Annotated in this window: 22 protein-coding genes and 6 pseudogenes; 13 read left to right on the forward strand and 15 right to left on the reverse strand. The window is 60.1% G+C overall.

The annotated features are described in order from the left end of the window. Positions 1-191: 191 nt before the first annotated feature. The 4 genes from HMI57_RS10285 (at position 192) to HMI57_RS10300 (ending at position 4037) form a co-directional block, all read left to right on the forward strand. On the forward strand, positions 192-1226 hold the full coding sequence (locus HMI57_RS10285) for an extracellular solute-binding protein (protein ID WP_171585939.1): 1035 nt from the start codon (positions 192-194) through the stop codon (positions 1224-1226). A gap of 2 nt (positions 1227-1228) precedes the next feature. Then, positions 1229-2110 carry an ABC transporter permease gene (locus tag HMI57_RS10290; RefSeq protein ID WP_171585940.1) on the forward strand — a complete coding sequence of 294 codons (882 nt, stop codon included), beginning with the start codon at positions 1229-1231 and terminating at the stop codon, positions 2108-2110. An 83-nt stretch (positions 2111-2193) separates the two neighbouring features. Further along, on the forward strand, positions 2194-2931 hold the full coding sequence (locus HMI57_RS10295; protein ID WP_228721052.1) for an ABC transporter permease: 738 nt from the start codon (positions 2194-2196) through the stop codon (positions 2929-2931). Further along, positions 2928-4037: an ABC transporter ATP-binding protein gene (locus tag HMI57_RS10300; RefSeq protein WP_216607345.1), complete on the forward strand. Its 1110-nt coding sequence runs from the start codon at positions 2928-2930 to the stop codon at positions 4035-4037. Before HMI57_RS10295 ends, HMI57_RS10300 begins: the two co-directional genes overlap by 4 nt. Before the next feature lie 162 nt (positions 4038-4199). Here HMI57_RS10300 and HMI57_RS10305 read toward each other — a convergent pair whose 3' ends face one another. Then, positions 4200-5084 (reverse strand): LysR substrate-binding domain-containing protein, encoded by an 885-nt coding sequence (locus HMI57_RS10305; RefSeq protein WP_171585942.1) that lies wholly within the window; start codon positions 5082-5084, stop codon positions 4200-4202. A gap of 259 nt (positions 5085-5343) precedes the next feature. Between HMI57_RS10305 and HMI57_RS10310 the strand changes: the two genes are divergently transcribed. The 5 genes and pseudogenes from HMI57_RS10310 to HMI57_RS19100 form a co-directional block, all read left to right on the forward strand. Next, on the forward strand, positions 5344-6501 hold the full coding sequence (locus HMI57_RS10310; RefSeq protein WP_346655186.1) for a CoA transferase: 1158 nt from the start codon (positions 5344-5346) through the stop codon (positions 6499-6501). Continuing rightward, positions 6498-7703, forward strand: a complete 1206-nt coding sequence (locus tag HMI57_RS10315) for an acyl-CoA dehydrogenase family protein (RefSeq protein WP_171585944.1) — start codon at positions 6498-6500, stop codon at positions 7701-7703. Before HMI57_RS10310 ends, HMI57_RS10315 begins: the two co-directional genes overlap by 4 nt. A gap of 255 nt (positions 7704-7958) precedes the next feature. After that, positions 7959-9549, forward strand: a pseudogene (istA, locus tag HMI57_RS10320) (IS21 family transposase). Continuing rightward, complete coding sequence (locus HMI57_RS10325) at positions 9546-10472, forward strand: ATP-binding protein (RefSeq protein WP_276568908.1); 927 nt, start codon at positions 9546-9548, stop codon at positions 10470-10472. The pseudogene istA and the gene HMI57_RS10325 overlap by 4 nt, the downstream one beginning before the upstream one ends. Next, a pseudogene (locus HMI57_RS19100) lies at positions 10448-10805 on the forward strand (leucine zipper domain-containing protein); the annotation flags it as partial. The gene HMI57_RS10325 and the pseudogene HMI57_RS19100, both read left to right, overlap by 25 nt. A 134-nt stretch (positions 10806-10939) precedes the next feature. Here the strand turns inward: HMI57_RS19100 and HMI57_RS19370 are convergent. The 4 genes and pseudogenes from HMI57_RS19370 to ald form a co-directional block, all read right to left on the reverse strand. Further along, positions 10940-11200 (reverse strand): annotated as a pseudogene (locus HMI57_RS19370) (CoA-transferase); the annotation flags it as partial. Continuing rightward, positions 11131-11325 carry a CoA-transferase gene (locus HMI57_RS19375; RefSeq protein WP_346655187.1) on the reverse strand — a complete coding sequence of 65 codons (195 nt, stop codon included), beginning with the start codon at positions 11323-11325 and terminating at the stop codon, positions 11131-11133. The gene HMI57_RS19375 and the pseudogene HMI57_RS19370, both read right to left, overlap by 70 nt. Before the next feature lie 122 nt (positions 11326-11447). Next, positions 11448-12650, reverse strand: coding sequence for a thiolase family protein (locus HMI57_RS10340; RefSeq protein ID WP_171585945.1), 1203 nt, complete (start codon positions 12648-12650; stop codon positions 11448-11450). A 542-nt stretch (positions 12651-13192) separates the two neighbouring features. Beyond that, the gene (gene ald / locus HMI57_RS10345) at positions 13193-14311 is read right to left on the reverse strand and encodes an alanine dehydrogenase (RefSeq protein WP_171585946.1); all 1119 of its coding nucleotides are present in this window, start codon (positions 14309-14311) and stop codon (positions 13193-13195) included. Positions 14312-14444: 133 nt separating this feature from the next. Here ald and HMI57_RS10350 point away from each other — a divergent pair, with 133 nt between their 5' ends. After that, complete coding sequence (locus HMI57_RS10350; RefSeq protein WP_171585947.1) at positions 14445-14921, forward strand: Lrp/AsnC ligand binding domain-containing protein; 477 nt, start codon at positions 14445-14447, stop codon at positions 14919-14921. 324 nt (positions 14922-15245) lie between these two features. Here the strand turns inward: HMI57_RS10350 and HMI57_RS18850 are convergent. The 6 genes and pseudogenes from HMI57_RS18850 to HMI57_RS10390 all read right to left on the reverse strand — a co-directional run. Beyond that, a pseudogene (locus tag HMI57_RS18850) lies at positions 15246-15885 on the reverse strand (IS3 family transposase); the annotation flags it as partial. Between the two features lie 33 nt (positions 15886-15918). Further along, on the reverse strand, positions 15919-17136 hold the full coding sequence (locus HMI57_RS10365) for a DDE-type integrase/transposase/recombinase (RefSeq protein ID WP_171585950.1): 1218 nt from the start codon (positions 17134-17136) through the stop codon (positions 15919-15921). Between the two features lie 125 nt (positions 17137-17261). Then, a pseudogene (locus tag HMI57_RS19105) lies at positions 17262-17776 on the reverse strand (transposase); the annotation flags it as partial. Between the two features lie 1630 nt (positions 17777-19406). After that, positions 19407-19643, reverse strand: a complete 237-nt coding sequence (locus HMI57_RS10380) for a hypothetical protein (RefSeq protein WP_171585953.1) — start codon at positions 19641-19643, stop codon at positions 19407-19409. A gap of 626 nt (positions 19644-20269) precedes the next feature. Beyond that, positions 20270-21277, reverse strand: coding sequence for a cation transporter (locus HMI57_RS10385; protein ID WP_171585954.1), 1008 nt, complete (start codon positions 21275-21277; stop codon positions 20270-20272). Beyond that, positions 21274-21735, reverse strand: a complete 462-nt coding sequence (locus HMI57_RS10390; protein ID WP_346655188.1) for a transporter substrate-binding domain-containing protein — start codon at positions 21733-21735, stop codon at positions 21274-21276. Before HMI57_RS10390 ends, HMI57_RS10385 begins: the two co-directional genes overlap by 4 nt. Before the next feature lie 151 nt (positions 21736-21886). Between HMI57_RS10390 and HMI57_RS10395 the strand changes: the two genes are divergently transcribed. The 3 genes from HMI57_RS10395 to HMI57_RS10405 all read left to right on the forward strand — a co-directional run bounded on the left by HMI57_RS10395 (position 21887) and on the right by HMI57_RS10405 (position 24803). After that, positions 21887-22165, forward strand: coding sequence for a hypothetical protein (locus tag HMI57_RS10395; RefSeq protein ID WP_216607347.1), 279 nt, complete (start codon positions 21887-21889; stop codon positions 22163-22165). Positions 22166-22407: 242 nt separating this feature from the next. Next, on the forward strand, positions 22408-23763 hold the full coding sequence (locus HMI57_RS10400; RefSeq protein ID WP_171585956.1) for a hemolysin family protein: 1356 nt from the start codon (positions 22408-22410) through the stop codon (positions 23761-23763). Further along, positions 23760-24803 (forward strand): hemolysin family protein, encoded by a 1044-nt coding sequence (locus HMI57_RS10405; protein ID WP_171585957.1) that lies wholly within the window; start codon positions 23760-23762, stop codon positions 24801-24803. Before HMI57_RS10400 ends, HMI57_RS10405 begins: the two co-directional genes overlap by 4 nt. A gap of 85 nt (positions 24804-24888) precedes the next feature. Here HMI57_RS10405 and HMI57_RS10410 read toward each other — a convergent pair. From HMI57_RS10410 to HMI57_RS10425, 4 genes and pseudogenes are all read right to left on the reverse strand, one after another. Then, positions 24889-25191 (reverse strand): annotated as a pseudogene (locus HMI57_RS10410) (IS3 family transposase); the annotation flags it as partial. Positions 25192-25324: 133 nt separating this feature from the next. Then, positions 25325-25666 carry a DDE-type integrase/transposase/recombinase gene (locus HMI57_RS19540; protein ID WP_346655189.1) on the reverse strand — a complete coding sequence of 114 codons (342 nt, stop codon included), beginning with the start codon at positions 25664-25666 and terminating at the stop codon, positions 25325-25327. Positions 25667-25809: 143 nt separating this feature from the next. Next, positions 25810-25947: a hypothetical protein gene (locus HMI57_RS10420; protein WP_171585959.1), complete on the reverse strand. Its 138-nt coding sequence runs from the start codon at positions 25945-25947 to the stop codon at positions 25810-25812. Beyond that, positions 25944-26270 carry a helix-turn-helix domain-containing protein gene (locus HMI57_RS10425; protein ID WP_171585960.1) on the reverse strand — a complete coding sequence of 109 codons (327 nt, stop codon included), beginning with the start codon at positions 26268-26270 and terminating at the stop codon, positions 25944-25946. Before HMI57_RS10425 ends, HMI57_RS10420 begins: the two co-directional genes overlap by 4 nt. Positions 26271-26482 lie beyond the last annotated feature (212 nt).

Here is a 26482-nt window from a genome sequence, read left to right on the forward strand (position 1 = left end):
ATCCGCCGGCACGAACCAGCGGCCCTCACCGGCCACCGTGAAAAATCGGGGCTAACGAACATAGCCCGACCTATGTGGTTCGTCGAGCTTCTCCACATATCAATCAGGCCCTCATCGATGCGGGCCCCAATCAAGGAAAAGGGATACAGATGACAACAAGGAATGTGCAAGGAACCAAGGTTGTCCTCGCGATGGCCGGAATCGCAGGACTACTGATTACTAGTACGGGTTGCGGCTCATCGGGGAGTGCAGACAGCAACGGCACATCAGGCAATATCGTCTTCGTCGGCTATGGCGGGGAGACACAGGAATACCAGCTCGAATCATTCGGCGATCCTTTCACCGAGGACAACGACGTTACTGTCCAGAGCGACTCGCCGATCGACCTTGCCAAGCTGCAGGCGATGGTCGAATCCGAAAACGTGACTTGGGATAGCGTCATTATGACCCCGGCTGGAGCGAATCAGCACTGCGGGACGCTCCTTGAAGAGTTGCCTCCGGAGCTGACCGAGGGCACAAAGTTTGCGGAGGGCGCCACTGGCACCGACTGCAGCATTCCTTTCTACTTCTCGCAACTCATGTTCGTTTCCAACAATGAGACCTATTCAGGTGAGAAACCCAGTACTATTGCCGACTTCTTCGATTTCGAGAAGTTCCCCGGGAAGCGACTGCTTCCCCCGGAGTTCGACACTGGAATGATGGAGCTCGCACTCCTTGCAGACGGCGTGAATCCTGATGATTTGTATCCGCTGGATATCGACCGAGCGCTTGCGAAATACGATTCGATTCGCGAATCCCTGGTGTTTGCCGAAAGCTATGGTCAGTTGGGGCAGTCGATGCTGGATGGCTCGGTCGATATGGCGCTGACCCCTGAGTCCCGCTTCGGCTACCTCCTCCGCGACGGCGGCGACTGGTCAGCGGTGTGGGACGCGACCGTCGTGTCGGCAGATCAGCTCGCAGTGCCGAAGGGCTCCAAGAGCGCAGACAAAGCATTCGGGTTCCTGCAGTCGACGCTCGACTCCGACCGTCAGGCCAAAGCCTCAGAGTTGACTGGTCGAGGCGCCATTGTCGCCGATGCCGATCCTGACTTCGACGAGTTCCAAGGGCAGGCAGTCATCTTCGCGGACCTGGACCAGCGTGGTCGCGCAATCTACTTCGACGGAGCCTGGTGGGGAGAGAACCTCAAGCAGGTAACCGAGCAGTACACTGCCTGGCAGATCGGCTAATCATGACCGCTCAGATTTTGAGCATCCCAGGATCTTCCAAGTCGCGGTTTCGCACGGGCGGGGTGAGTGCCGGAGGTCTCGCGATTCCGGCTCTCATCGCCCTGGGTGTGTTCTTTGTCTACCCGATTACCCTGATCGTCTGGCTCTCATTCACTAGCCCAGAGATCGGATTCGGCCACTACCTCAGTCTGCTCACCGACGGCGTTACTGTGACAGTGATGCTGCGCACGATCGCAGTTGGGCTCATTGTTGGTCTGGCAACTCTCATCATCGGCTATCCATATGCATATTCGATGACTGTCGTCTCGCCGGGGTGGCGGACGGTCATGATGACTATGGTCATGCTGCCATTCTGGGTAAATATCATTGCCCGGACTTTCGCATGGTTCATCTTGGAGAGCCGCGGTGGGTTGATCGATCAGTTCTTCCAAGCCCTGGGGATCAACGGCGTTGTCCTGCTTAACACATGGGGCGGAGTCGCAATTGCCATGACGCAGGTCATGCTGCCGTTTATGGTGCTCCCGCTCTATACCCAGATGAGCACCATCGACCGCGGCCTCCTGCGGGCTGCAGGGAGCCTCGGAGCAAAGCCGGTTGCGTCCTTTGCCCGGATTTACATGCCACTCAGCCTGTCCGGCGTGATGAGCGGTTTCTCCCTGGTTTTTGTGGTGGCTCTCGGTTTCTACATCACCCCTGCGCTCTTGGGTTCGCCCGATCAGGCGCTACTATCGCAGATCATCGCCACTCGGGTACAGAAGTTGCTCGACTTCCCCGGGGCCGGTGCCGCGGGGATGCTTCTGCTCGTCGTCACGCTGATCATCCTCGGTGTTTTGAACTGGCTCGTTCGGCAGGCCAATCCGCTCATGAAGCGAGGTGCCGCATGACTGTGAAGCATAATAGCGTCTCTTTACGGGCACGCCGCCAGCCAAATCTCCCGATTTGGTTGCGGGCATGGAACGTCGTCGTGATGGCGCTTCTGATCCTGCCGGTGCTAATCGTGATCCCCATGTCCTTTTCGGACGCGCGAAACTTCTCGTTCCCACCAAAGGGCTTCTCACTGCGCTGGTACGAGAACTTCTTCACCTCGGCGAAGTGGACGGATTCGCTCTTCACATCGCTGCAGGTCGGCATTCTGACTGCGGTACTGGCGACCGTGCTCGGCACTCTCGCAGCAGTCTCGATCGCAAGGATGTCACCCAAGTTCAGTGGCTTCCTCTCGGGCCTGTACATGGCCCCCATGATCGTTCCGGGCGTGATCTTCGCTGTCGCAATTTATGCTGTGTTTTTGCGATGGCAGCTCGTCGGAAGCCTGTTCGGGTTCGTCGCGGCCCATACCATGCTGGCCCTGCCGTTCGTAATCACTTCCGTCTCCTCTAGCCTGAGCGGATACAATCCCGGTCTCACCACCGCGGCGTCATCTCTCGGCGCAGGACCCGTTCGCGCGTTCCTCACGGTCACTCTGCCGCTCATCCTCCCTGGAGTTGTCAGCGGGTTTGTCCTGGCGTTTGTCACCTCATTCGATGAGTCGGTGGTCTCGCTATTCCTGCAGACCCCCAACTTGGAGACCCTCCCCGTCAATATGTACAACGCAATCGCGACCGAGATCGACCCGACAGTCTCTGCTGCGGCGACCCTCGTCATCCTGGTGACCACGATTTTGGTCGTACTGGTCCAGGTCGTGCCTGGACGCAATAAGAGAAAGTGAATCAGCAACTGATGCAAAAGCTCGAGCATGAGCAGGCGATCACCGTCAGCAACGTGACGATGCAGTACCCATCTTCCACCGCGCTGGCGCTCAACGACGTCTCCCTAGAGATCCAACCCGGCGAGTTCATGTCCTTTTTGGGCCCGAGCGGATCAGGGAAAACTACTTTGCTTTCGCTAATCGCAGGTTTCGTCAACCCTTCATCCGGGACGGTGAGCATCGGAGGCAACCAAATCGATGGCCTCAAACCGCATCGTAGAGACCTCGGCGTGGTATTCCAAAACTACTTGCTGTTCCCGCACATGTCGGTGTTCGACAATGTCGCCTACCCTCTGCGGCAGCGCAAGATGGATAAGAGCCAGATCCGAGAGAAAGTCACCCGTGCTTTGGCGCTCGTTCGGCTCGACCCTTATGCCGACCGGCTCCCGAAGGAGCTCTCGGGCGGCCAGCAGCAGCGTGTCGCATTCGCACGAGCGATCGTATTTGATCCCCGCGCATTGCTGATGGATGAGCCTCTTGGCGCACTAGATAAGAATCTCCGAAGCGAAATGCAGCGGGAACTAGCGAGGATTCATCGCGAGCTGGGAATGACATTCGTCTTCGTGACGCACGATCAGGAGGAGGCGCTCGTGCTCTCTGATCGCATCGCTGTGTTCAACGATGGCCGTATCGAGCAAATCGGGACCCCCGAGGATCTCTACTATCGACCTTCCTCCCTTTTCGTCGGACGGTTCCTAGGCGACTCCAACGTATTCAGTGGGAAGATCGATGTCGAGACCTCAACATTCATTTCCCCAGCGGGAAGTGCGTACCTAACGCGTGAGGAACTGGAGAAAACCGACGCGAACGTGATGATCGTACGCCCTGAGGCAATCTCCATCGCACCGAAGACGGACACGAACACGGATGGGTTCGAAGCCGCAGTACGGGAAATCGTATTCACCGGATCCAATGTCACCGTATACATGGAATTCGGCGACGGGACTCCGGGCATTGCAAAGCTCACAATGAGTGAAGCCTCGAAGCTAGCTGTCGGGCAAGCGGTGACCGTTTCCTGGGATCAATTACGACAGCATCTCATCCATGATGACGGGCTCACCAGTTGACCGCTCGCTGGAGAGGCTCGGCGTTCTCGAATCCATTGGCAAGAATCGCTGCGCGGGGGTGCCTACGGTTTGGTTAACTCTTGACCTGAGAGAACCAGAATATGAAGTGGGTCGCAAAGGCGGATTTCGTTGGGGCGTCCGCTGGCTGGTGAGGAGTGCTAGTCAGAGCGCTTCCTCAGCAAGTTCGAGGATAGTTGCGAGTGCGGGGTTGTGTGAATCCTCCCGCCAGGCCATACGCAGCAACACGTCTTCGAATGGGTTGGCAATTGGCAAAAATGAAAATTCCTGATTGTGAGTGTTGGTGGCGACCGAAGAGATAGTCAGGTGAACGCCGACTTCTGCTGCAACGAGAGCAAGTGCGGTCCACGTGTCCGGCGCGACTTGTGCGACAAGCGGGTCGAAGCCTGCGGCATGGCTGAGTCGGATCAGTCGGTCAGTCAGTACTGAGCCCGGATGCGGGGGCAGAGTTACGAAATAGTCGGTGGCGAACTCTTTCATAGCTGCGGACTCTGAGCTGGCCAAGGGGTGGGTGGTTGGAACGGCAACAACCAACTGCTCCTTGATGAGGACACGTGACCTGATGCCGGCCGGGAGATAGTCCCAACGACCTATCGAAATGTCAGCTTCGTTGTCGATTAAGCGATTAATTGCTGGTTGCGCAAAGTTTTGGCTGGCGAGCTCAAGGGTTAAGTTCGGGTATTTGATCTTCGCGGCTCGGGAGAGTCGACCTACGAGTACCTCTGTCGATGCGCCGGCGAATGCAATGCTCACACAACCCAAGGACCCATCTTGAGCTGCGTATACGTCGTGTGCAGCGCGTTTGACCTCGTTTAGGATGCGTCTGGCGGGCCCAAGTAGTGCCTGGCCTGCCACTGTGATTGTCACGGACCTTGTGGTGCGGCTGAACAACTCGACCCCAAGTTCCTTCTCCAGAGACTTGATCGTGCGGCTGACCGGCGGCTGGGCAAGGTGAAGCCGTTCTGCCGCGCGGCCAAAGTGAAGCTCCTCGGCAACTGCCACGAAAGTTCGAAGATCCTGGATTTCCATACCCGAATAATAGCAAACGGTGCATATATACAAACAGTTTTATTCCGATCAAGTACAAAGTCAGTAGAACCGAAGCAGCCGATATATAACTCATATGTATCAATGCCGCGCTTATTAGTATTTGACTCGCAGTAATACGACTGCCAGGATGAAGATTACTCACGCAGCACAACGAGAAACAGTATCGAGGTAGAAAGTGCGAGATCGCAGCATACTTGAGGAAGCATTCACCCGTTCCGGGCGAGGCCCACTGAGCGGAGTGGTCGTCGCAGACTTCGGACGTGTGCTGGCAGGACCTTACTGCACCATGATCCTCGCCGATATGGGAGCCACCGTTATCAAGGTGGAAAGCCCAACTGGTGATGAAACTCGAATGTGGATGCCACCGGTCTTTGAAGGACAGTCGACGTATTACCTCTCCGTCAATCGGAACAAATTCTCCGTCAAGCTCGACTTCAACAATGCGGAAGACCTCGATGTTGCGCGGGAACTTGCGGTGCGAGCAGACATCGTCATCGAGAACTTCAAGCCTGCCGGCCTCGAAAAGTACGGACTGGACTATGAGAGTGTCTGCGTCAGCAACCCGTCAGTGATCTTCGCCTCGATCACGGGTTTCGGCACAGCGGGTGGGGCACACCTTCCTGGCTATGATTTGCTTGTCCAGGCAGCCTCGGGACTAATGAGCCTCACAGGTAGTCCGGAAACCGAACCTTTCCGGGCTGGCGTCGCAGTCGTCGACGTTTTCACCGGAATGCATGCTTGCATTGGCATCCTCGCCGCACTCAACCACCGGCAGGTGACCGGTGAAGGACAGCGGGTCGAGGTCAACCTAATGAGTTCGGCGCTCTCGGGCCTCGTGAACCAGACCGGTGCCTACGCCATCGCCGGTGTCGTGCCGAGTCGCATGGGTAACGAGCATCCCAGCATTTATCCCTATGAGCCTATAGCGACCGGCGAGGGAGACATCGTTCTGGCGATCGGCAATGACCGGCAATTCCGGGTGCTCTGCCGGGAGCTCGGAATGCCAGAACTCACGGAAGATCCCCGATTCGCGCTGGCGCCTGACCGCAGCCGGAATAGGCTAGAACTGCGCCCCCTGCTCGAGTCGGCGCTCTCGCGAGCGACCGCGTCCGACTGGTTCGAGCGTCTCACAACGGCAGGTATTCCGTGCGCACCTATCCGGGACGTCGCGGGTGGCATACAATTCGCCGAGCGAATCGGCTTGGAGCCGATCATCCGGGCAGGCTCAGACACCCATTCCACTCCCGGCATCCGCAACCCCATCACTTTTTCGCAGACCCCGGCGACCTACGACAAGGCGCCGCCCGCGCTTGGCGAGGATACGCACCTTATTCGGCGCTGGCTGGCAGGCTCACCGGCTTTCTCTTCGATCTCAGTAGAGGAAGCAACAGCATGAAGGGACTCATCAGTTCGAACGTGAAGGCGGACTTCTATGAGGTCGCCGACTACCTCAGCGATGAGGACCGCGCCCTCGTGGTGAAGATCCGTGCGTTCGTGGATTCTGAGGTCACCCCGGTGATCAACGATTACTGGGAACAGGCCGACTTCCCGTACCAAATCCTTCCCAAGCTCGGAGAGCTCGGAATCATCGGCTCCGCAATCGAAGGGTTCGGCTGCGCAGGTCTGACCAGGTTGCAAGCGGGCCTCGTCGCCATGGAACTCTCGCGTGGCGATGGCAGTGTGAACACCTTCAATGCGGTGCACTCCGGCCTCGCGATGGGGACGATCGACCTCCTGGGCAGCGAAGGGCAGAAACATCGCTGGCTGCCGCAGATGGCGCGGCTCGAGAAACTCGGGGCATTCGCCCTCACCGAGCCGGACCACGGCTCAGACTCCGTCGCGCTCGAATCCAGCGCGCGCCTCGAGGGTGACCACTATGTCCTCAATGGCTCCAAGCGCTGGATCGGCCTTGGTCACGTCGCCGATCTCGTGATCATCTGGGCGCGCGACACTGCAGACGACAGGGTCAAGGCATTCATGCTGGAGAAGAACCGGGACGGCAGCTACCCCGAGGAGTACCAAGCTGAGGCCATTCAAGGGAAGATCGCCAAACGGGCAATCCAGCAGGCACAGATCACCTTCAAAGACCTGCGGATTCCGGTCGAGAACAAACTCGAGAAGTCGCAGTCCTTCCGCGACGTTGGAGCGGTGCTGAACCGTACGCGCAGTACCGTGGCATGGGAAGCGCTGGGGCACGCAACCGCCGCGTACGAAGCCGCTGTGCAGTACACGTCGGAGCGCGTCCAGTTTGGCAGCCCAATCTCGCACCATCAGCTCGTTCAGAACAAGCTCGCCAACATGCTCGCCGATCTCACAGCAATGCAGCTTGTCTGCTTCCGAGCTGGCGCGCTTCAAAACGAGGGGCGTCTGAGCAACGAGCAGGCGTCGCTCGCAAAGATGTTCACTTGCGACAAGGGACGCCAGCTGTGCCGCGATGCACGGGATCTGCTCGGTGGGAACGGTCTGCTGCTCGAGTATCACGTTGCTCGTCACCTCACGGACATGGAGGTCGTCCATACGTATGAGGGAACCGACTTCATTCAGTCCTTGATCGTGGGCCGAGAGATCACAGGCGTCTCCGCTTTCAGAGGTAGGTAATCGATCTGCAATGAGAGAGCGCATCGCAATCGGTGTGCCAGCTGCCCGGTGCTGTGACCGCTTAGCGCCTAGCTGTACCCGGCCAAGACGTTGGTAGCTGAATATTGGCTTCCAAGGGAGCCACCTGTCGTGCGCTTCAGAGCCACCTGCCCAGATCACGGACGTGTCGTTTAGAGCCACGATTGGTGTGGTTGAGAGCCACCTGAAAAGCTCCTCCCACCATGTGATGGCCACGTGGTGGGAGGAGTACCGGTAATGGTACGGAAGATCAAGGCGAAACTTGTCTTGCAGTTACGAAATCAGGGTTTGTCAGGCAGGTCGATCGCCTCGGCGCACATCGCACGCAATAGCGTCCAGGCGGTGCTCGATTGCAGCGGACCGGCTGGGCGTCGTCTGGGATGACGTCGCGGAGCGGTCGGAAGCCGAGGTGTATGCGGCCGTGTTCCCCGGCCGCGGCGTTCATGAGAGCGCCTTCGCGCAGCCGGACTGGCCCCGGGTTCACGCTGAGTTGGCCCGGGTCGGGGTGACGTTGAAGCTGTTGCACCAGGAGTATGTCGACGCAGCGTCAATGGCGCAGGCAACGATGAGCTATGACCGGTTCTGTCGCCTCTATGGCGAACACGCCGCCGTCTCGGGGGCGACGTCAAGGGTCGGGCACAAGGCCGGCCGCAGTATCGAGGTCGACTGGTCCGGACCCACGATGCAGCTGTTGGATTCGACGACGGGTGAGCTGTCGAGGGTGTATTTGTTCGTCGCGTGCCTGCCGTTCAGCCGGTATGCGTTCGTGGAAGCGAGCCTGGACATGAAGCAGGAGTCGTGGCTGCGCGCCCACACGGCGATGTTCGCGTTCTTCGGTGGCAGCGTCCCGCGCCTGGCCCCGGACAATTTGAAGACCGGGGTGATTTCCCACCCGAAGGAGGGCGAGGTCGTGCTCAACGACGCTTACCGGAAGATGGCGGCGCACTACTCGGCCGCGGTCCTCCCGGGCAAAGTTCGCCACCCTCGAGACAAGAGTGGTGCCGAGAACACGGTTTCCCATGTCGCGACCTGGGTCATCGCCGGCCTCCGGCACGAGCAGTTTACGTCGCTGGCGCAGCTGCGCCTGCGGATCCGGGAACAGATCGATGCCTATAACCGGGAGCCGTTCCAGAAACGTGACCGGTCACGCCTCAGTGTGTTCACCGCGGAGGAGAAGCCGTTGTTGCAGGGGCTGCCGGCGGCCCCATTCGAGATCAGCACGTGGGTCTATAAACGCAAGGTGAACCCCAACGCTCACGTGGTTTGGGCGAAGAACTTCTATTCCGTCCCTTTCAGCCATATCGGCGCCCTCGTTGACTTGCGCGTGACGGAGACGATGCTGGAGGTTTACCGGCGTGACGAGCGCCTGACCAGCCATTTGCTGCTGCCGGCCACGGCCAGCAACCAGTATCGGACGAACGAGGCGAACCTGCCCGAGGGGCGCAGCTTCGAGGCCTGGGACCGGGGCCGGATCGAGGAGTGGGCGGCGCGGGTCGGACCTGCGACGGCGGCAGTGACAGCCAAGATCTTCGAGACCGTGTTCATCGATGAGGCTGGCTTCGACGCGGCGCTGGCGGTGCTGAAACTGTCGCGCCGATTCTCCCCGGCACGCCTCGAAGCGGCCTGCGCGCTGGCGCTGCGGGGCCCGATCCGCTCACCCCGCTATGCGCACCTGCGGCCGATCCTCGACACCGGACAGGACAAAACCGGGCACACCCCCGAGCCCGAGCCGGATGATGGCGGTTATGTTCGCGGCGGCGCCTACTACGCCGGAGGCACCCGACGAGCGTCCTGGATGGGGAGACCAAACGCAAGCTCCGCGAGATGAACGCCGGCGAGCTGGTGGAGGCCATCGACCTCCAAGACGACACCCTCAGCATCAGCTTGTCGTTCGAGGAACGGGTCCGCCTGGTCGTCGACGACGCCTACTCCACCTTCATGCACTCGAAAGTGGACGGGCTGATCCGACGGGCGGGGCTTCGTTACCCCAACGCGGGCCTGCGGCGCATCGACCTGCTCGACGAGCGCGGCCTCAACCGGCAGCTCCTGACCCAACTCGGGACCTGCTTGTTCGTCACTCGGCAGCAGAACGTCGTCTTCCAGGGGTTCACCGGGTCGGGGAAGTCGTATCTGGGCTGCGCGATCGCGAAACGCGCCTGCGAACATCGGATCCGCGCCCATTATGTTCGGATGCCCGACCTCGAAGAGGCCTGGGTCGCAGCTCAAGACACCCCCGGCGGCGCCGGCAAGTTCCTCCGGAAATACGCTACCTTCACCCTGCTCGTCATCGACGAGTGGTTACTTGATCGGCCGACGGAATCGATGCGGACGATGTTGCTGGAGTTGATGGAGCGCCGTTACGGCGAGACGTCGACGGTGTTCTGCACCCAGTATCAGCAGAAGGACTGGCATCACCGCCTCGGCGCCGGCGTCCACGCCGACGCCATCATGGACCCGCATCATCCACAACACCACCTGGGTCGACACCGGTACCTACAACATGAGGGAGCAGACCGCCCTGGCCAGCGCCTAACGATGAGGTCGAGGGCCAGTGGCTCCCAAGCACACCACCACTGGCTCTCTTCCGCACGATCGGTGGCTCTGAAGCGCAAGATTGAGTGGCTCTCAAGGCATCAAATACTCAGGGCGGCGAGTCTGGTTGAACGAGGGAGAACCTCCGAGTGTGATGTGGCTTGTCTAAGGCCCACTTCAACTCGGAGGTTCTCGTGTTCCACCGTAATGCCCGTCTAACTGTCCATGGCCGCAGGCTGATCGTCGAGCGGCATCAGGCCGGATGGAAGCAGGCCCACATCGCCGCGGCGATGGAAATTTCCCGCAAGTGCGCCAGGACCTGGATCGTCCGTTACGAGGTCGAGGGCGAGAGGCCTGGAGACTCGGTCCTCACGGCCGCACACGATGCCTACCCGGACCGCGCCCGAGGTCGAGCAGAAGGTCCTGGCTGCCCGGACCAAGCACCGGCAGGGCCCCGACCTGCTCGGGCCGAAAATCGGCGTCGCGGCCAGGACGGTCTCGAGAATACTACGCCGGCACGCGATGCCCTGCCTCCGCGATTGCGACCCGATGGCGCCGGTGGCGAGGTCCAAACCCGCCCCACGGCGGGAAAGGCGTCCGGTGCGCCGATGTGCTTGGCAGGCAGTCGAAGCCATAATTGGGCCGAAGTTACCCGCATCCTTGCAGCAAATGAGATTGCCGAACCTGTCCGCCTTCAGGGCCTTGATCAGGAAAAAGTCAAGGTGGATAGGACTTTCATTACATATCTTCTGCCGTCCATGACGCAGGTTCCTTCCCCTCGGCGAGGATGGTTCCGTACCCGGCGGGGTGAGGAACCCACCGATTCCGGCTTCAGTGGTACGGATCCGTTCAGCGAAGTTGCCCTGTGGGGCCAATTTCAGCTCAATTTCCCCCGCCCGGTATTTGGTGCGAACAGTTGCGAGTCCGACTGGCGTGGAGATGAACAAACCATCTTGGTTACCCGTCCCGCGCCGATCAGTGCGGCCAGCGCGGACCGTCCGTTGCCAGCATCGTTGTTGACAACGGTCAGGTTGCCCGGACCCCGGCGCAACAGCGCTTCGATGAGTTCCACCGGCTATCCGGCGTTATGGAGCCTGTCGATCAGGACAGTGGCGCCGTCGTGGATCCCAGCAACTGTTTGGTCCACGTCCGGGTAATAGTAAGCACTGCTGTTCTCCCTTGGTGTGTTCCGTTTCAGGCGGAGACGTTCTCGAGCACGACGGCGAGTCCCTGTCCGACGCCGATACAGATGGCGGCGACGCCCCAGCGCTCCCCGGTGAACTGCAGGCTGCGGGCCAGGGTACCGAGGATCCGGGTACCGGACGCACCCAGCGGATGACCGATCGCCACCGCGCCACCGTGGCGATTAACGATATCCGGATCGATTTTCCAAGCATCAATGCAGGCCAAGGACTGTGCCGCGAAGGCCTCATTGAGTTCGATGGCGCCGACCTGGTCCCAGCCGATCCCGGCCTTATCCAGTGCGCGGTTGGCGGCTTCCACCGGGGCGAACCCGAAGTACTGCGGATCGGTACCGGCGGCACCGCGGCCTGCGATACGGGCAATCGGGGGCAAGCCGAATTTCTCTGCGGCACCCTCGCTGCCGAGGAACGCCGCCGATGCCCCGTCATTCAGAGGCGAGGCATTTCCCGCGGTGACGGTGCCGGCGGAAGATCCCTCCCCTGCCGGCCGGAAAACCGTGTTGAGGGCGGTTAGCTTCTCCACGGTGCTGCCGGGACGGATGGATTCGTCACGAGTGACGTCGGTGCCCGGAACAAAGGTGACCAGATCATCGAAGAAACCTTTGCTCCAGGCGGCGTCGGCCAGCCGGTGCGAGCGGGCAGCGAAAGCGTCCTGGCGCTCCCTGGTGATGTTGTACTTTTGCCGCAACTGTTCGGTGGCCTCGCCCAGAGAAACTGTCCATTCGGCGGCCATAGCAGGGTTAACTAGGCGCCAGCCCAGGGTAGTGGAAACAAGCATTTGGTTCCCCGCGGGGTAGGGCTTTTCTGTCTTGGGCAGCACCCACGGCGCACGGCTCATAGATTCAACCCCACCGATCAGCACCACATCAGCATCTCCTGCATTGATCTGCCGCGACCCGATAATCGCGGCGTCCAAACTCGAGCCACAGAGACGGTTCACCGTGGTGCCGGGGATCGAGGTGGGAAGCCCCGCGAGCAGAGTGGCCATCCGGGCAACATTCCGGTTTTCCTCCCCAGCGCCGTTGGCATTGCCCAGAATCACCTCATCGACCTGCGCAGGGTCCAGCTTCGGGACACGGCCTACCGATTCGCGCACAACGTGTGCTGCAAGGTCGTCGGACCGAACTCCCGCCAGCCCTCCGCCGAACTTCCCAAAGGGGGTACGGACAGCATCGTAGATATAAGCCTGTTTCATATCAGCTCCGGTTGACTGGCGTTGGCACAACATTCGGTGTTCACTCACCGAACTTTAGTGCGTAGCGTGAACAATATGTTTAGTGTTGTAGTGTCAAGTTTTGGACCACTTGGAGCCGTCTTGAAGGCTTAAGTGGTGCTGATGGTTCCGGCGAGGAAACTGCAGCTTGATGCCCCCCGTGACCTCGGAGGGAGTTCTGGATCATATGCGCCGGTTGCCCCAACCAGGCGGAACTTTCACCGTCCCGCCACCCTTCCCAGATTGCCTGCTGCTGCTCCGTCGTGAGCTCCACACGCACCTCCACCCACTCATACAGCCAAGTGGTGGTGCGTTGACCGGTTGAGACCACCATTCCTTGCTGAGATAACCGCCGGCGACGTTTTCAAAGTCCATGCTCTTACTATGTCTGCCGCGAACTGCGACACGGGAGGTGAAGGAGCGCCGGTGCGTTGAACAGTCGATCACCGTCGTTTTGACCCTACTAGTGGAGGTGGCTGCGAAGGATTGATTCTGCGCTTTGATTTGTCCCAGGCGGCAGTCAATCAGGCCGGAAGAAGATCTTTCCAAGCCGCGAGTTCGAGACCATGGGCGTCGCTCACGGACTGATGGGTGATCTTTCTAGCAACAACATTGAGGCCTCCTTCAAGAGAGGGATCGGCTTCGATGGCACCACGGACACCGCGGTTTGCCAGAGCGAGGGCGTAGCGCAGGGTGACGTTTGTGAGTGCGTATGTCGAGGTGTTTGGAACCGCTCCGGGCATGTTGGCAACGCAGTAGAACAAGGTGTCGTGGACCGTGAAGGTAGGTGTCTCGTGTGTGGTGGGCTTGCTGTCCTCGAAGCATCCTCCCTGATCAACGGCGATGTCGACCAACACGGAGCCGGGCTTCATGCGGGATACGAGTTCGTTGGTGACTAGCTTCGGCGCTTTCGATCCTGGGATTAGAACGGAACCGATGACGAGATCAGCCTCGATGACGGACTTTTCGATTTCGTAGCTGTTGGAGGCCACGGTCTTGAGCCGGCCCTGGTACAGCGCGTCGAGTTCACGCAGACGGTTGATGTTGATATCGAGGATGGTGATGTCGGCTCCGAGACCCAAGGCCATCGCCGCTGCGTTCGTGCCGGCAACACCGGCGCCCAGTACTACTACCTTCGCGGGCCGAACACCTGGCACACCGCCGATCAGCACGCCCTTACCTCCTTCGGGGGCCATCAGCGAGGTGGCGCCCACCTGCACCGCAAGGCGTCCGGCGACTTCGGACATCGGTGCCAGCAGGGGCAGTGCCCGTGTGGCCGTCTGCACCGTTTCGTAAGCGATGGCAGTCACCCCAGCTTCGATCAGGGCCCGGGTCAATTCAGGTTCAGCTGCCAGGTGCAGGTAGGTGAAGAGGATTAGGCCCTCGCGGAAGCGGTGATATTCGGCTGCTACAGGTTCTTTGACCTTGAGGACCATATCAGCGCGGGCCCACAGATCGTCAGCGTTATCTACAAGCTCGGCTCCTGCCGCAGCGTATTCCTGGTCGCTGATGCCTGATCCAATACCGGCTCGGGTTTGAACGAGGACATCGTGACCGTTGGCGCGGAATTCCTGGACACCAGATGCAGTGATGGCTACGCGGAACTCGTTGTTTTTTACTTCTTTGGGCACTGCGATGATCATGGTCTGCCTTTCGCAGGATGGCTTACTGTTGGCTAAGACTGGCAGATTATTGGAGCTCTTCAGCTAAACTATGAGCAATCTTCGGAAGAGGGTGAGAGTAAGTAGCGAAACTTCGACAGGAAGATTGAAATAGGTGACTGAGCCGAAGAAACTGCGCCCTGAACTGGACTCGACGGATTTGAAGTTGCTCGCCTTGCTGGTTGAGAACTCTCGGAGGACCAATCAGTCGCTGGCGGATGCGCTGAGGATTGCCCCGTCGACCTGCTTATTGCGTCTCAGAGCCCTCAAACAAGCAGGGGTGATTCAGCGGTTCACCGTTGATGTGGATGCCGAATCGCTGGGGATGCCGCTGCAGGCTCTGGTCAGTGTCAGACTCCGCCCGGGGGCGCGGCACCTGATGACCACTTTTGGGGAAGAGCTTCGACAACTTCCTGAGATATCGCAAATCTTTGTACTGGGCGGAGCCGATGACTTCCTGATCCACATAACAGCTCGCGATACCGATCACATCAGACGGTTTGTTCTGCAGCATTTGTCCTCCAATCCTGCTGTCGCGGGCACACAAACGAATCTGGTCTTCGAACATGCTCGAGGAGCATCGCCGGCCTGAGCGCCGCCGATTTCGGCAGAATTCACTCGCTCAATTCCTGAGATCGGGACACTGCGGTTTCGATGGCTGCTTGCAGCTGGACTGAGGACTTCAGGTCTCGTAAGGCATGCGATGCAAGACAAAAGTACGAGACAGTTCCGCTGGACGCTCTCGTAGTTCCTGGAAGCATCCCCGCCTGGCGGTACCAGCATTCCTGACAAGCTGCAGGTGGTCGGCGAGTACGGACTCGCTGGACCGAGTGGTGTGCCGGGCACCCGTTAAACCGCCTTCGGGAGGTGGACGGGATTGCTGAAGGTTTAATTGACAGCTGGGGTTGATATTTTCTTACGCGGCTGGGGCCGCGTTTTTTATTGTCTCAAACTCGATGGGTGTCAGCCGTCCGAGGGCTCGCTGACGGCGCTTTCGGTGGTAGCTGCGCTCGATCCAGGTCGTGATGGCGAGCCGGAGTTCGGCCCGGGTCTCCCACCGTTTGCGGTTCAGGACGTTCTTTTGAAGCAAGGAGAAGAACGATTCCATCGCTGACACGCGGCATTGTCACCGCATGCCCCTACCGGGCCCATCGATCCGTGCAGCCCGTAGGTGTTCAAAGCCAGGACGAACTTTCTGGATCTGAACTGGGACCCCTGTCGGAGTGGACCACCATGTCCGCCGGTTTCCTAAGGGCCACGGCATGGTCCAGGGCGGCGACGGCCAGAGATGCTTTCATCCGTCCGTCCATGGAATACCCGACGATCCGGTTCTAGTGCAGGTCCTTGATGGCGCACAGGTACAGCTTGCCCTCCTCAGTGTGGTGCTCGGTGATGTCCGTCAGCCACTTCCAATTTGGTGCCGTGGCGCTGAAGTCCCGTTCGATGAGGTCATCGTGGACCGGAGGGCCGGCCTTGAGCCCTGAGCGGCGCCGACGGTGGATCACCGACAGGATGCCGTTCTGAGAGCACAGCCGCCAGATCCGGCGTTCACTTGCCCCAGGCCTTGGACCGGCGCCCGAGGAATCATGTCAAGATGCCCGCGTAGCTTTGATCGTGGAATCATTTGATAATGCCCGGATGGTTGGTTGGCTTTTTGGGCCCTGCTTCGCTGTAGTCAGTGTGAGCAGGTCAGCGCAGAGGGCTTGAACCTGACGTTGGATTGCCGCCGGGTTCAAAGGCTTGTTCTCCCGCTTCAACCTGGTCTTCACGAGTTTCCGGACCGTTCCTTCGTCGGCCAAGACCCGCTCGTACGGTGTCGCCGGCAGATCGTACTTCTTGGTGATCTTTGCGCCGGTTCGGATCTTCTTGACGAATTTCTGCTGGGGCCCAAAGTGGTTGGTCAGCTGCCCTTGCAATGCCCAGATCCGGTTCAGCAAGTCCAGCTCAGCCGCCGTGTCGTAGCGGTGGTATCCGACGGTTTGCCGGACCACATGCCAGTTCTTTTGTTCCACGTGGGCGCCGTCATTTTTGTTCCCGGACCTGGATCTGGTGAACGTCAGTTGTCCCTGTTCACACCACCGCAGCAGCTCCCAATTGATGAACTCGCTCCCGTTGTCCGAATCGATCCCGATGATCGGAAACGGGAACGCCGCGGTCGCTTCCTTGATCGCGGCGAACACCCATTTCTGGGCCTTGTTCTTCACCGACCGGGTCTCGGTCCACCCCGTACAAATGTCAGTGATTGTCAGGGTGAAGCAGAACTCACCTTTGGAATTGCCGCCTTCGTGGCCGACCAGATCGATCTCAACAAAGCCGGGCACCGCATCGTCCCATTCGGCCCACGTCCGCATCGGGATGGAGTCCTTGAGCAGTGTTCCGGGCTTGGTGTGGGAACGGCCTCTTGGGTCGAGTTTCCCCCGGTCTGCCTTGAGCCGGCGGTCGATGGTGGCAGGGGCGATCTTCAGCAGCAACGCCGCCGTCCCGTCCTCAATCGTCAGCTCCTTAAACCGGAGCAGCCGCGGAACCAGGTCCGGCAGCGCTGCTGCCAGCAGCCGCCCGCACAGGGTGCCCTGAACGGCCCAGCAGAACCGCAGCGCCTCGATCACGTCTTCCCCATAGAGCGGGACCCTGGGCGGCCTGCGCTTGACCTGCTTGAGCACCAGGGCCTGCCGCAGCGCCTTACGCGCATGATCACGATGCCAACTGGTCAGGGCACATAACTCATCCAGGATCACCTTCTTCGCCGCTCGATCCGACCGGGCATATCGGAGGGCAGTAGTCTTCGTGACGGCCTTGCGTTCGCTCATCGAAAGCTCCATGGCTCACAGTGCCGGGGCGACGGTTGCCACCCCGGCAGACGCGCCGCTACGCGGGCATTACCAAATGATTCTTCGATAGCAGCTACGCGGGCATCTTTGATGAGTCAACGCGCGGCGTTGATCTCATCGGCGATGAACCGGTATCCTAAGGCCGGATCGTCGTGGTGGTGATCGATGGCGGTGTTGATCAGGTGGGCTTCTTCCCAGTCCCGAGCGGGGACTGGGTTGGCGGCCCACTGGTAGTAGGCCTGTCTGGAGAAATTCAGTACCCGGCAGGACACTACCACGGGGACCCTGATCGGGGCGTCCTTGGCAGCCAGCTCGCGAACCAGCGGGTACATCATTTTTTTGGATTGATGTCCCGGGACAGATAGGCCACAGCACGGCGCATGACTTCGGCTTCCTGTTCCAGGAGCCGGATCCGTTTGTTGGCCTCCCGCAGCTTCGCGGAGTCATCGGACACCGCCCCGGACTTCACGCCGCCTTCTTTGTCGGCGATCTTCAGCCAGCGGTGAAGGGCGGCGGGCGAGACACCGAAGTCCTTGGCAATCTGCGTGATGGGCGCTTCTCCCCTGCGGGTAACCGCTACGACATCGCGGCGGAACTCTTCGGGAAAGGCTTTGGGCATGATGAACATCCTTCCACCGCAAGGATCAAATCCTCACAGGCGAAGTGTCAATTAAACCTTCAGCAGTCCCAAGCTTAGTCTTTCGGAGATTGATAAACGGGCCGGTCTTTCCGTCCTTTCCGACGGCTCATTGGAGCTCTATCACCCGCTTTGGCGGGATGCAGAAGGTGACGAGGAACTGATTCCAACGCGAGGATGCTCGACACCCACTTTCCATGGATGCGCCGCAGACCTCGTGGCCGTCGCTGCGACGCTCGTCAATCTTCTAGGCCTTCACCTGCAACAGGACGAAGCTACATCAGGGACTCACCTCATTGCATTGCCCCATACGGGAGTGGGTCCTACTCATCAATTCTTGCCAGCAAATTTAGGCGATAGCTGGTTACCGCCTCCGAATCGATAGTGCTGAATCCGAAGAAACGCCGATAACGGCCTATTACGTCAGCCGGGAGTGGGCGCAAGCTGATCCAGGCATCTCAGCTTCTTCCCTCTTCTTTGATCAGCATGCTTCCTGGTCGAGTATCTGGATAACGGTTGGAAGAAGAAAGGTAAAAGTCCTGAGCGACAAGCCCCCCTTCCACCGTGGCATGGTATGGCTGGAGAATAGCCGATCGACGGGGCCGTCTACGGAAGGGAACTCCAGATGGGGACACCGCGGACCACGAATGAGGTGCTGCGGTCACATCTGGCGTACCGCAAGTACGGTGACCTGGAGTGGGACTTGCGCCTGAACTACGCGTCTGACGTGATGCTCCTCTCTACAAAGGGAATACATCGCGGCCATGACGGAGTCCGTTACTTAGCCAAACGATGGCGTTCCGGCGCCGAGGACGCTTCCTACACCCATGTCCGACTCATTACACAGGCGGACGTAGGAATGCTGTTCCGGACCGACTCAGATGGTCCCGTGAAGATTATCGATTGTGCAGAAAGCTACGTGGTCCACAATGGGCTGATCACCGCTCAAATCATTCACTACTCAACCAATCGTTCCCACCGCAGATGGTCACGAGTCAATGACGGTGAGCCATGAACTGCCCCCTCTGGCTCGACCATGTCAGCGGCCTCCTGCCCACCTGTGCACGGCGCAAAGCTCCCCCGCTTCGCTGCTCGCCCGCACACACCTGGACAGCAGGAACCAGCCTGACCGCGTGCACACACCCACCACGTCACCAACACTGGGATTCACACCTTGAGCGAGCGGCGGGCGTGCACAGCCTAGTTCCAGCGCAATAATCGGTCGATGGAGAGCGTTCCCCCTCAACGCCGGCCCGCCAGCACTGGCGCCTGCCCGAGCATCCCCCTCGATTCCTACACCGAACCTGCCGGGCGGTTACATGTATAAACCGAAGCGGGGCGGCCACTTCACTGCATAGTGTGTGCCGAGGACCATGGGAAGGCCGATAACAACCCATACGTTATCCCGCCGAAGGAGAAAGGCAGAGGGAATGGGTGGCATCGATGGGTTACATGGGATCTGCGCTATGTCCGGGTTACCCATGAGATCAATGGCCCACAAGAGGACTGGCTGAGCACAGCGACCGCATGCCGCTCATCGTCGACGTCGAGTGACGCGAGATCACCGGCTAGACCTGAGCCTCCGGTAAAACTTCACCTGGTGCTGCGCTGATCAGGAACGCAGACGAGCGTTTCGATCCGAGATCGTGCTTTGGCTTTCACGCCAGTCCAGCTCCAGATTCACTTCTTCGCTCCTGAACTCGGTCTCTGGTTCTGCAGCACCGCGACGGTACTCGGCGTCCAACTCCCGATGAAGCTTACTGTTGAGCACATGTAGTGCTTGGTCATCCAGTTCACGCAGGTTTTTCGGGAACGGCTCCGCGGGGCTGATTCTGCTGCTATACGTCATGAGCTTGGACTCGGCGTGACTGGGTTGCGGACCTCATGGAGCATGTTATCTAGGTATGTAAGGTCGGCGACCGCCGCGCTCAGTAGGCGTCGGGCAGTGTGAGACTCTGCCTCTTTGCATACGTCTAAAGCACTGAGCACGGTTCGCACGAGGTCATGTCGGGCTGCTTCAAGAGAAGCGAGATGAAGGGATGATCCGGTAGTCGGAAGAAGCTGAAGCACCGGTCACTGCGCGGGCTTGGAGTGGAGGGATACCAGTTCATTCGAGTGGAGGTTCGACGCTGAGGCTAGTTTAAGCATGACGGGCCTTTGCAAGTAACTCGCCGTGCGGTCAGACGGTAATCGGAAACGATACCGAAGGGGCGACTCGACTCCCCTTCGGTATAAAGGTACAACGGGTAGTCACGGAAGCCTAGAAGCCTGACCTTTTCAGACCGGGCTGAAGGAGGCCCGGAGTTCTCAAGGTGCCCGTCCCGACTTAGGCCGCCAATCGTCACTCTAGGTGGCCTGAAACGGCATCGACACGCGACGGGTTTACGATGCTTTCGCGTCTTCCTCCGGTTAGGCCAAACCGTGACCGGCTCTTTAGTCTTTGTAAGAGTTTCGTACGACCGGGAACCCTATTGGTTAGGACTTCTCTGCGCCGGCTGTCTCCAGGCCCGGAAGGAACTCGTCGGGAAGCTCACCCACGAGCACAATAATCATGTCCTGAACCTTCCAGTCAAGCTGCACGCAGCCTTCGCGGGCCTGTTCTATTTGTTTGATGGTGGGCGTCCGTTTGCCTGCAGGCACCACGAAGGACTCGATGTGGAAGACATGGCCTTCATCCCGGGTGCGCGACCGTGCATCGTCGACCCAATCCAGGCGGCGCAGATACTCGTCCACCTCTGATGTGAGGGGGTGGGGCTCGGCATCGTCGTACGTCATGGCCCGGGCGTCTGTTAAGCCGCCGATAGCGGCGCGAAGGTTCTTGACACCGTCGTGCAGAATACTCACTGATATCAGCAGCGCGGCGGCGTAGTCAGCCCACCACAGCCCAATGCCGATGCCTGCCACGCCCACGGCGGCGGCGACGGCCGTCATCCAGTCCGCTTTGTTCATGTCCGCGTCGGCGTACAGAACCTTATCGTGGAGCTTGCTGGCCAGCTTCATCTTCACATGACCCAGGTAGACCGGCGGAGCGGCCGTCAACAACATGATGCCGATCATGAGCCAGCCAAGCCAGATGACCTGCCCGAAGACTTCTACACCGCCGATGCTGGGATGTTCGGCGGTGATCAGGCCCATGCCTGAATCCACCACCAGGAACCCGCCCATCACCGTCAATGCCACGGCAGCCACCAAATGCGCGACGCCCACGGCACGGTGATGGCCGTACGGGTGCCTCTCGTCCGGAACCCGCCGGATGATGCGCACCGCTACGAGGAACGCGATAGGCGGCAGGAAGGACAGCAGATCCTCAATCCAGGCCGCTTTCATGGCCTGTGAATTACCGAGAACAAGAAAGACCACGAAGGTGGTGACCGCGAGAAAGACAATGGTGATCCATTCGAACTTCACGGCCTTCCGCAACGCCGCAGCCTGTTCAGGAGGAAGTTCGGTGTGACCGAAGCGCGCCTTCCGGTTCTCGGTCACAGCGCAACCTTCTTCGTCAGCAGGAACTGTTCGACGCTGAACACGAAAGCGTTCTCCCCGAGCGGGGCCGCCATCACGTGTTTGACGGTTTCACCACGCTCATCGCGGGTCTCCGCGTATGGTTTGGTGATGCTCCCATGGCTGTGCCAAGGAGTCTTGTCAGACAGGCCGGCAATCACCAAATCCAGTTGGCCATGCTTCAGCTGGTCCATCAGCTCATGCTCTGCGCCTTCCACCCATTCCACCTCGGCGTCGATCCGATCCGCATACTCACGCACTAAATCCGGTTCCACGCCCCGCGGCCCCGTTCCGTCATCGAGCTCGACCCAGCGCCCATTCTCAGACACTCCGACACGCATCGTGCCCCCGCTGACCCGATCGAGGGTGCCTTCTGGATCCGCCGGAATGCTGATCCCGCATCCGGCCAACATCACGGCCGACAGCACAGCAAACAGCACTACAACTCCTCTTCCCATACCGCAGACCCTACCGGCGCGATTCCCCAAGCCGGCTCGACAACACGACGGACCCGACTCCACTCATCCAAGTCACACCGCTGGTCAGGAAGTCTCCGCTTGTCGCGGTCCTGTCCTCCTTCACAATAATCATTTGTTCTCAGCGAAGCACATCTTCGCCTTCGTCAACCGGCACCCCACCGTGAAGATGCTCGCGCTGGCGTTACTGGTGCTGATCGGTGTGTTCCTGATCGCGGACGCGTTCGAAGTGAAAATCGACAAGACCCTCATCTATAGTCCGATGGCCTTCGCCATCGCCGTGGAGGCACTGAACCTGGCGGCGAAGCGGCGTCAGGAGAAGCGCAGCGGTGAGCCTATCGAGCCCGTGTACCTGCGCCACGCCTACACCAAGCCGACGACCACGACGCCGTAGCCGCGGCAACCGCCCGGGGGGCGGAGTCTGGTGCCGTCCACCTCTCCCGCAAGCCCGTCACTGGCCGGATCACCAACGATGACGGACATCAGTAGCCCGCCGGGCTGGGCTAGCCTTTCGTCAAGGCGTGGGGACGTTCGGTAGACTGTTTGGCACCATGGATGACCCTCCCTCACATAAACCCTTGCCCCTCTACGTACTGAACACCGGTGTTCTGGTTGCCAGTGGAGAGGGGCGACACCATGTATGAGTGGATCATGATCGGTATCGGCCTGATCCTCACGGTCGGAACCGGTATGTTCGTTGCCTCCGAGTTCGCCCTGGTCAACCTGGACCGCGGCGATCTGGAGGCCCGTCAGGCCCGCGGTGAGAAGCGCCTGAAACCGACCATTAACGCGTTGAAGATCACTTCAACGCACCTGTCCAGTGCGCAGCTGGGTATCACCCTGACGACGCTGCTGACCGGGTACACCTTCGAACCTGCGATCAGCTCACTGCTGCGCGAACCGCTGCTCGGGATCGGCCTACCTGAGGGCATCGTGCCCGGAGTAGGGGCGGTGGTGGGGATTTTCATCGCAACCGTGTTCGCCATGGTGATCGGAGAGCTGGTGCCCAAGAACTTCGCCCTGGCCCTGCCCCGGCAGACAGCCAAGTTCGTGGTGCCGTTCCAAACCCTTTTCACCACGGTGCTCAAACCGGTGATCCTGCTGTTCAACAACACCGCGAACAAGATCATCCGGTCCTTCGGAATCGAACCGAAGGAAGAGCTCTCCGGTGCCCGCAGCGCCGAGGAACTGAGCTCCCTGGTCCGCCGCTCCGCCCTTGAGGGCCGGTTGGACGCCGATCACGCCGAGCTGTTGCACCGCACGCTGCGTTTCTCGGACCACACGGCCGCGGACGTGATGACCCCCAGGGTGCGCATGAAAACCGTCCCCTCATCGGCCACCGCAGAAGAGATCGTGGACGTCGCCATCCAGACCGGATACTCCCGGTTCCCCGTGATCGGCCGGGACTCCGATGACGTCCTGGGCGTACTGCACGTGAAGCAGGCCTTCGCGGTATCCCTGGAGCAGCGAAGCCACGTTGCGGCGACGGACCTGATGATCAAACCACTCCGGGTCCCGGAATCCATGGGCGTGGACTCCCTGCTCGGTGTGCTCCGCACGCAGGGCCTGCAGGTCGCGGTGGTATCCGATGAGCACGGTGGAACAGCCGGCATCGTCACCCTGGAGGACCTGGTCGAGGAAATCGTCGGCGAATTGGAGGATGAGCACGACCGCACCCAGGTCGGCGTCGTCCGTACCGGGAGGTCCATCAGCTTCGACGCGTCGCTGCGCCCCGACGAGCTTGCCGACCGCACGGGCATCAAGGTCCCGGACGGTGAGGAGTATGACACCCTCGCCGGGTTCGTCACCGACCAGCTGGACCGCATCCCCGAACTCGGCGACGAGGTCACCGTCGAGGACGGAATCCTGCGCGTCGAACGCGTCCTGGGAACCCACGTCGAACGCCTCCGGTACACCCCGTCCGATCCCGAGAAATCACCTGAGAGCCCCCATGACCGTGTGATCGATGAGCTCACCAAGGACCTGACATGAGCGAGTACCTACCCGGCATCATCTGGCTCGTCGTCCTGCTCGCGGTGAACGCGTTCTTCGTCGGGGCTGAGTTCGCTGTGATCTCCGCGCGCCGGTCCCAGATCGAACCCAAGGCCGACGCCGGCAGCAAAGCCGCCAAAACCACCCTGTGGGCCATGGAGCACGCCACGCTCATGCTGGCAACCAGCCAGCTCGGCATCACCGTGTGCTCGCTGGTGATCCTGAATGTCTCCGAACCGGCAATCCACCACCTGCTCGAATACCCGCTGGCCTACACGCCCCTCTCGCCCGAAGCGGTCGGCATCCTTGCGTTTGTGATCGCACTGCTGCTGGTGACCTTCCTGCACGTCGTGCTCGGGGAGATGGTGCCCAAGAACATCTCCTTCTCCGTCCCCACCAAGGCAGCACTGCTGCTGGCACCCCCGCTGGTAATGGTCTCGAAGATCGTCAAACCGGTCATCTGGGCGTTGAACGGGATCGCTAACGGGATCCTGCGGCTGTTCAAGGTCGAACCGAAAGACGAAGCCACCAGCGCCTACACCCTCGATGAGGTCGCCACCATTGTGGAGCAGTCCACCAGGGAAGGGTTGTTCTCGGATGAAAGCGGCACGCTCACCGCGGCCTTCGAATTCACCACCAAGACGGTCGCTGATGTCGAAGTGCCGATCACGGACATGATCCTCCTGCCGGAGGATGCAACGCCGGCTGACCTGCAGGCGGCGGTGAGTGAGCACGGGTACTCCCGGTACATCCTCACCAACCCGGACGGTGAGCCGACCGGCTACCTGCATTTGAAGGACGTCATGGACCTCACCGCGCCGGAGAAGTTCACCCGCCCGGTACCTACCAAGAGGATCCGCCGACTGGCCTCCGCCTACCGGGATAGCGAACTCGAGGACGCGCTGGCGACCATGCGTCGCACCGGCGCCCACGTTGCCCGGGTCTTCAACGCCGAAGGACACACCACCGGTATGCTCTTCCTCGAGGACATCATCGAAGAGCTCGTCGGAGAGGTCCGGGACGCCACCTCCACCACCTGATCCCCCAACCGCTGGCGATATGCCATGAAGAAGGGGCGAACCTGTGTGAACTGGTCCCCGATAGTTGGACTGGTTTAGTAAGAGGCTAGGCGACTAGGGCCTGAGCACGGTATTGCACCGGGCTCAGGCCCTTTAGCTTTGTCGAGATCCTTTCGGTGTTGTACCAGTGGATGTAGTCGTGCAGTGCGGCGGTCAGTGCGTCTGTGCTGAGGACTCGGATGCGGTGGAAGAGTTCTTCCTTGAGGTGCCCGAAGAAGTTCTCCATCACCGCGTTGTCGTAGCAGTTTGCCTTACGTGACATCGATTGGGTCGCGTCGGCGTTCTGAAGCATACGCCGCCAGGAGAGGTGCTGGTACTGGAAGCCCTGATCCGAATGGACGAGCGGTTGTTGGCCCGGCTCGAGCGTTACCAGAGCATCGCGTAGTGAGGCGTTGGTCAGTTCCAGGTTTGGGGTGGGAATAGCAAGTTGATTTGGCCCCGGGTTCGCCGTTTGGTTTGGCCCCACCCTGTTGGTGTTCCGGTCAGTTTTGCCGGGACTTGTTGATGGTCTGCTGGGTGGTTTTTAGCCGGTAGGAATCGGTGCCGGTGTTGATGATGTGGCCGCGGAAGGTCAGCCGGTCCACGACGGCCGCCGCGAGGCGCGGGTCGGTGAATGTTTGGCCCACCGTGTAGGAGATGATTTGCCGGTCGAAGAGGTCCATGACCGGTGAGAGGTAGAGCTTCCGGTCACCAACACTGAACTCGGTCACGTCCGTCACCCATTTCTGGTTCGGGGCATCGGCGTGGAACTCCCGGTTCAGTACGTTCGGGGCGATCTTGCACTGCTCGCCCCGGTAGGAGTTGTAACGCTTCTTCCTGCGCACCTTGCAGACTAACTGCTGCGAACGCATCAGCTTGAGCACGGTTTTCTTCGCGACCGTCCGCCCGTGCTTGACCAGTTCGGTATGGATCCGGCGGTGCCCGTACCGGCCGTGGTTCTTGGTGAAGATCTCCGCGATCGAGGCCTTTAGCGACGCGTTCCGATCGGGTGCTTGGAGGCGCGCCTGGGGTGATAGAAGAACGTGGACCGGGCAAGACCGGTCACCTGCAGCCGAACCGGCAGAGGAAAGTCAGCCTTGAGGGCGATGATGGTCTGGGCCTTCACCGTCGTTCCTGCGCCCTCAAGGCCCGCAATTTTCCCAGGTACGCCACCTCTGCCCGCAACCGTTCGTTCTCCCGCCGCAATCGCTCCAGCTCGGACACCTCCGGCGGCGGCGGACCATCGGGTTTCTTGGGTCTGCCCTTCGGCTTCGCCCGCAACGCGTCCGCACCCTCAAGCCGATACTTACGGACCCACGTTTTCACCAGTTCAGGTGAGGACAGCCCTGCCTCCGCGGCGAGTGCCTGGGCATCCTCACCAGCAAGGACCCGCTCGACCAACGCGCGCTTAAACTCAAACGGGTAGGACTGCTTGGTCGGCTTGGTCACCAGCGCTCCTCGGCCATGAATCTTCCATCGCCGATACAGACGCCCGACCGGGCGACGAGAGACGCCCAGCAGGCTGGCCGCTGCCCGATCTGCGATGCCCTTCTCGAACCACGCTACAGCGGCCTCGCGCTGATCTACTGATAACGAACTACTTGCATACATAAAACTGCTCCCCGGAAGTCGGAACTGAATTTCTCAGTCCAACTTCCGGG

Source organism: Arthrobacter sp. 260 (genome assembly GCF_013116745.1).
Taxonomy (GTDB): domain Bacteria; phylum Actinomycetota; class Actinomycetes; order Actinomycetales; family Micrococcaceae; genus Arthrobacter_D.

Bases quoted from the DNA above. Each gene is read 5' to 3' on its own strand.
- HMI57_RS10285 (WP_171585939.1), top strand. From the start codon at position 192: ATGGCCGGAATCGCAGGACTACTGATTACTAGTACGGGTTGCGGCTCA.
- HMI57_RS10290 (WP_171585940.1), top strand. From the start codon at position 1,229: ATGACCGCTCAGATTTTGAGCATCCCAGGATCTTCCAAGTCGCGGTTT.
- HMI57_RS10295 (WP_228721052.1), top strand. From the start codon at position 2,194: ATGGCGCTTCTGATCCTGCCGGTGCTAATCGTGATCCCCATGTCCTTT.
- HMI57_RS10305 (WP_171585942.1), bottom strand. From the start codon at position 5,084: ATGGAAATCCAGGATCTTCGAACTTTCGTGGCAGTTGCCGAGGAGCTT.
- HMI57_RS10315 (WP_171585944.1), top strand. From the start codon at position 6,498: ATGAAGGGACTCATCAGTTCGAACGTGAAGGCGGACTTCTATGAGGTC.
- HMI57_RS10325 (WP_276568908.1), top strand. From the start codon at position 9,546: ATGAACGCCGGCGAGCTGGTGGAGGCCATCGACCTCCAAGACGACACC.
- HMI57_RS10340 (WP_171585945.1), bottom strand. From the start codon at position 12,650: ATGAAACAGGCTTATATCTACGATGCTGTCCGTACCCCCTTTGGGAAG.
- ald (WP_171585946.1), bottom strand. From the start codon at position 14,311: ATGATCATCGCAGTGCCCAAAGAAGTAAAAAACAACGAGTTCCGCGTA.
- HMI57_RS10365 (WP_171585950.1), bottom strand. From the start codon at position 17,136: ATGAGCGAACGCAAGGCCGTCACGAAGACTACTGCCCTCCGATATGCC.
- HMI57_RS10380 (WP_171585953.1), bottom strand. From the start codon at position 19,643: ATGACGTATAGCAGCAGAATCAGCCCCGCGGAGCCGTTCCCGAAAAAC.
- HMI57_RS10400 (WP_171585956.1), top strand. From the start codon at position 22,408: ATGTATGAGTGGATCATGATCGGTATCGGCCTGATCCTCACGGTCGGA.
- HMI57_RS10405 (WP_171585957.1), top strand. From the start codon at position 23,760: ATGAGCGAGTACCTACCCGGCATCATCTGGCTCGTCGTCCTGCTCGCG.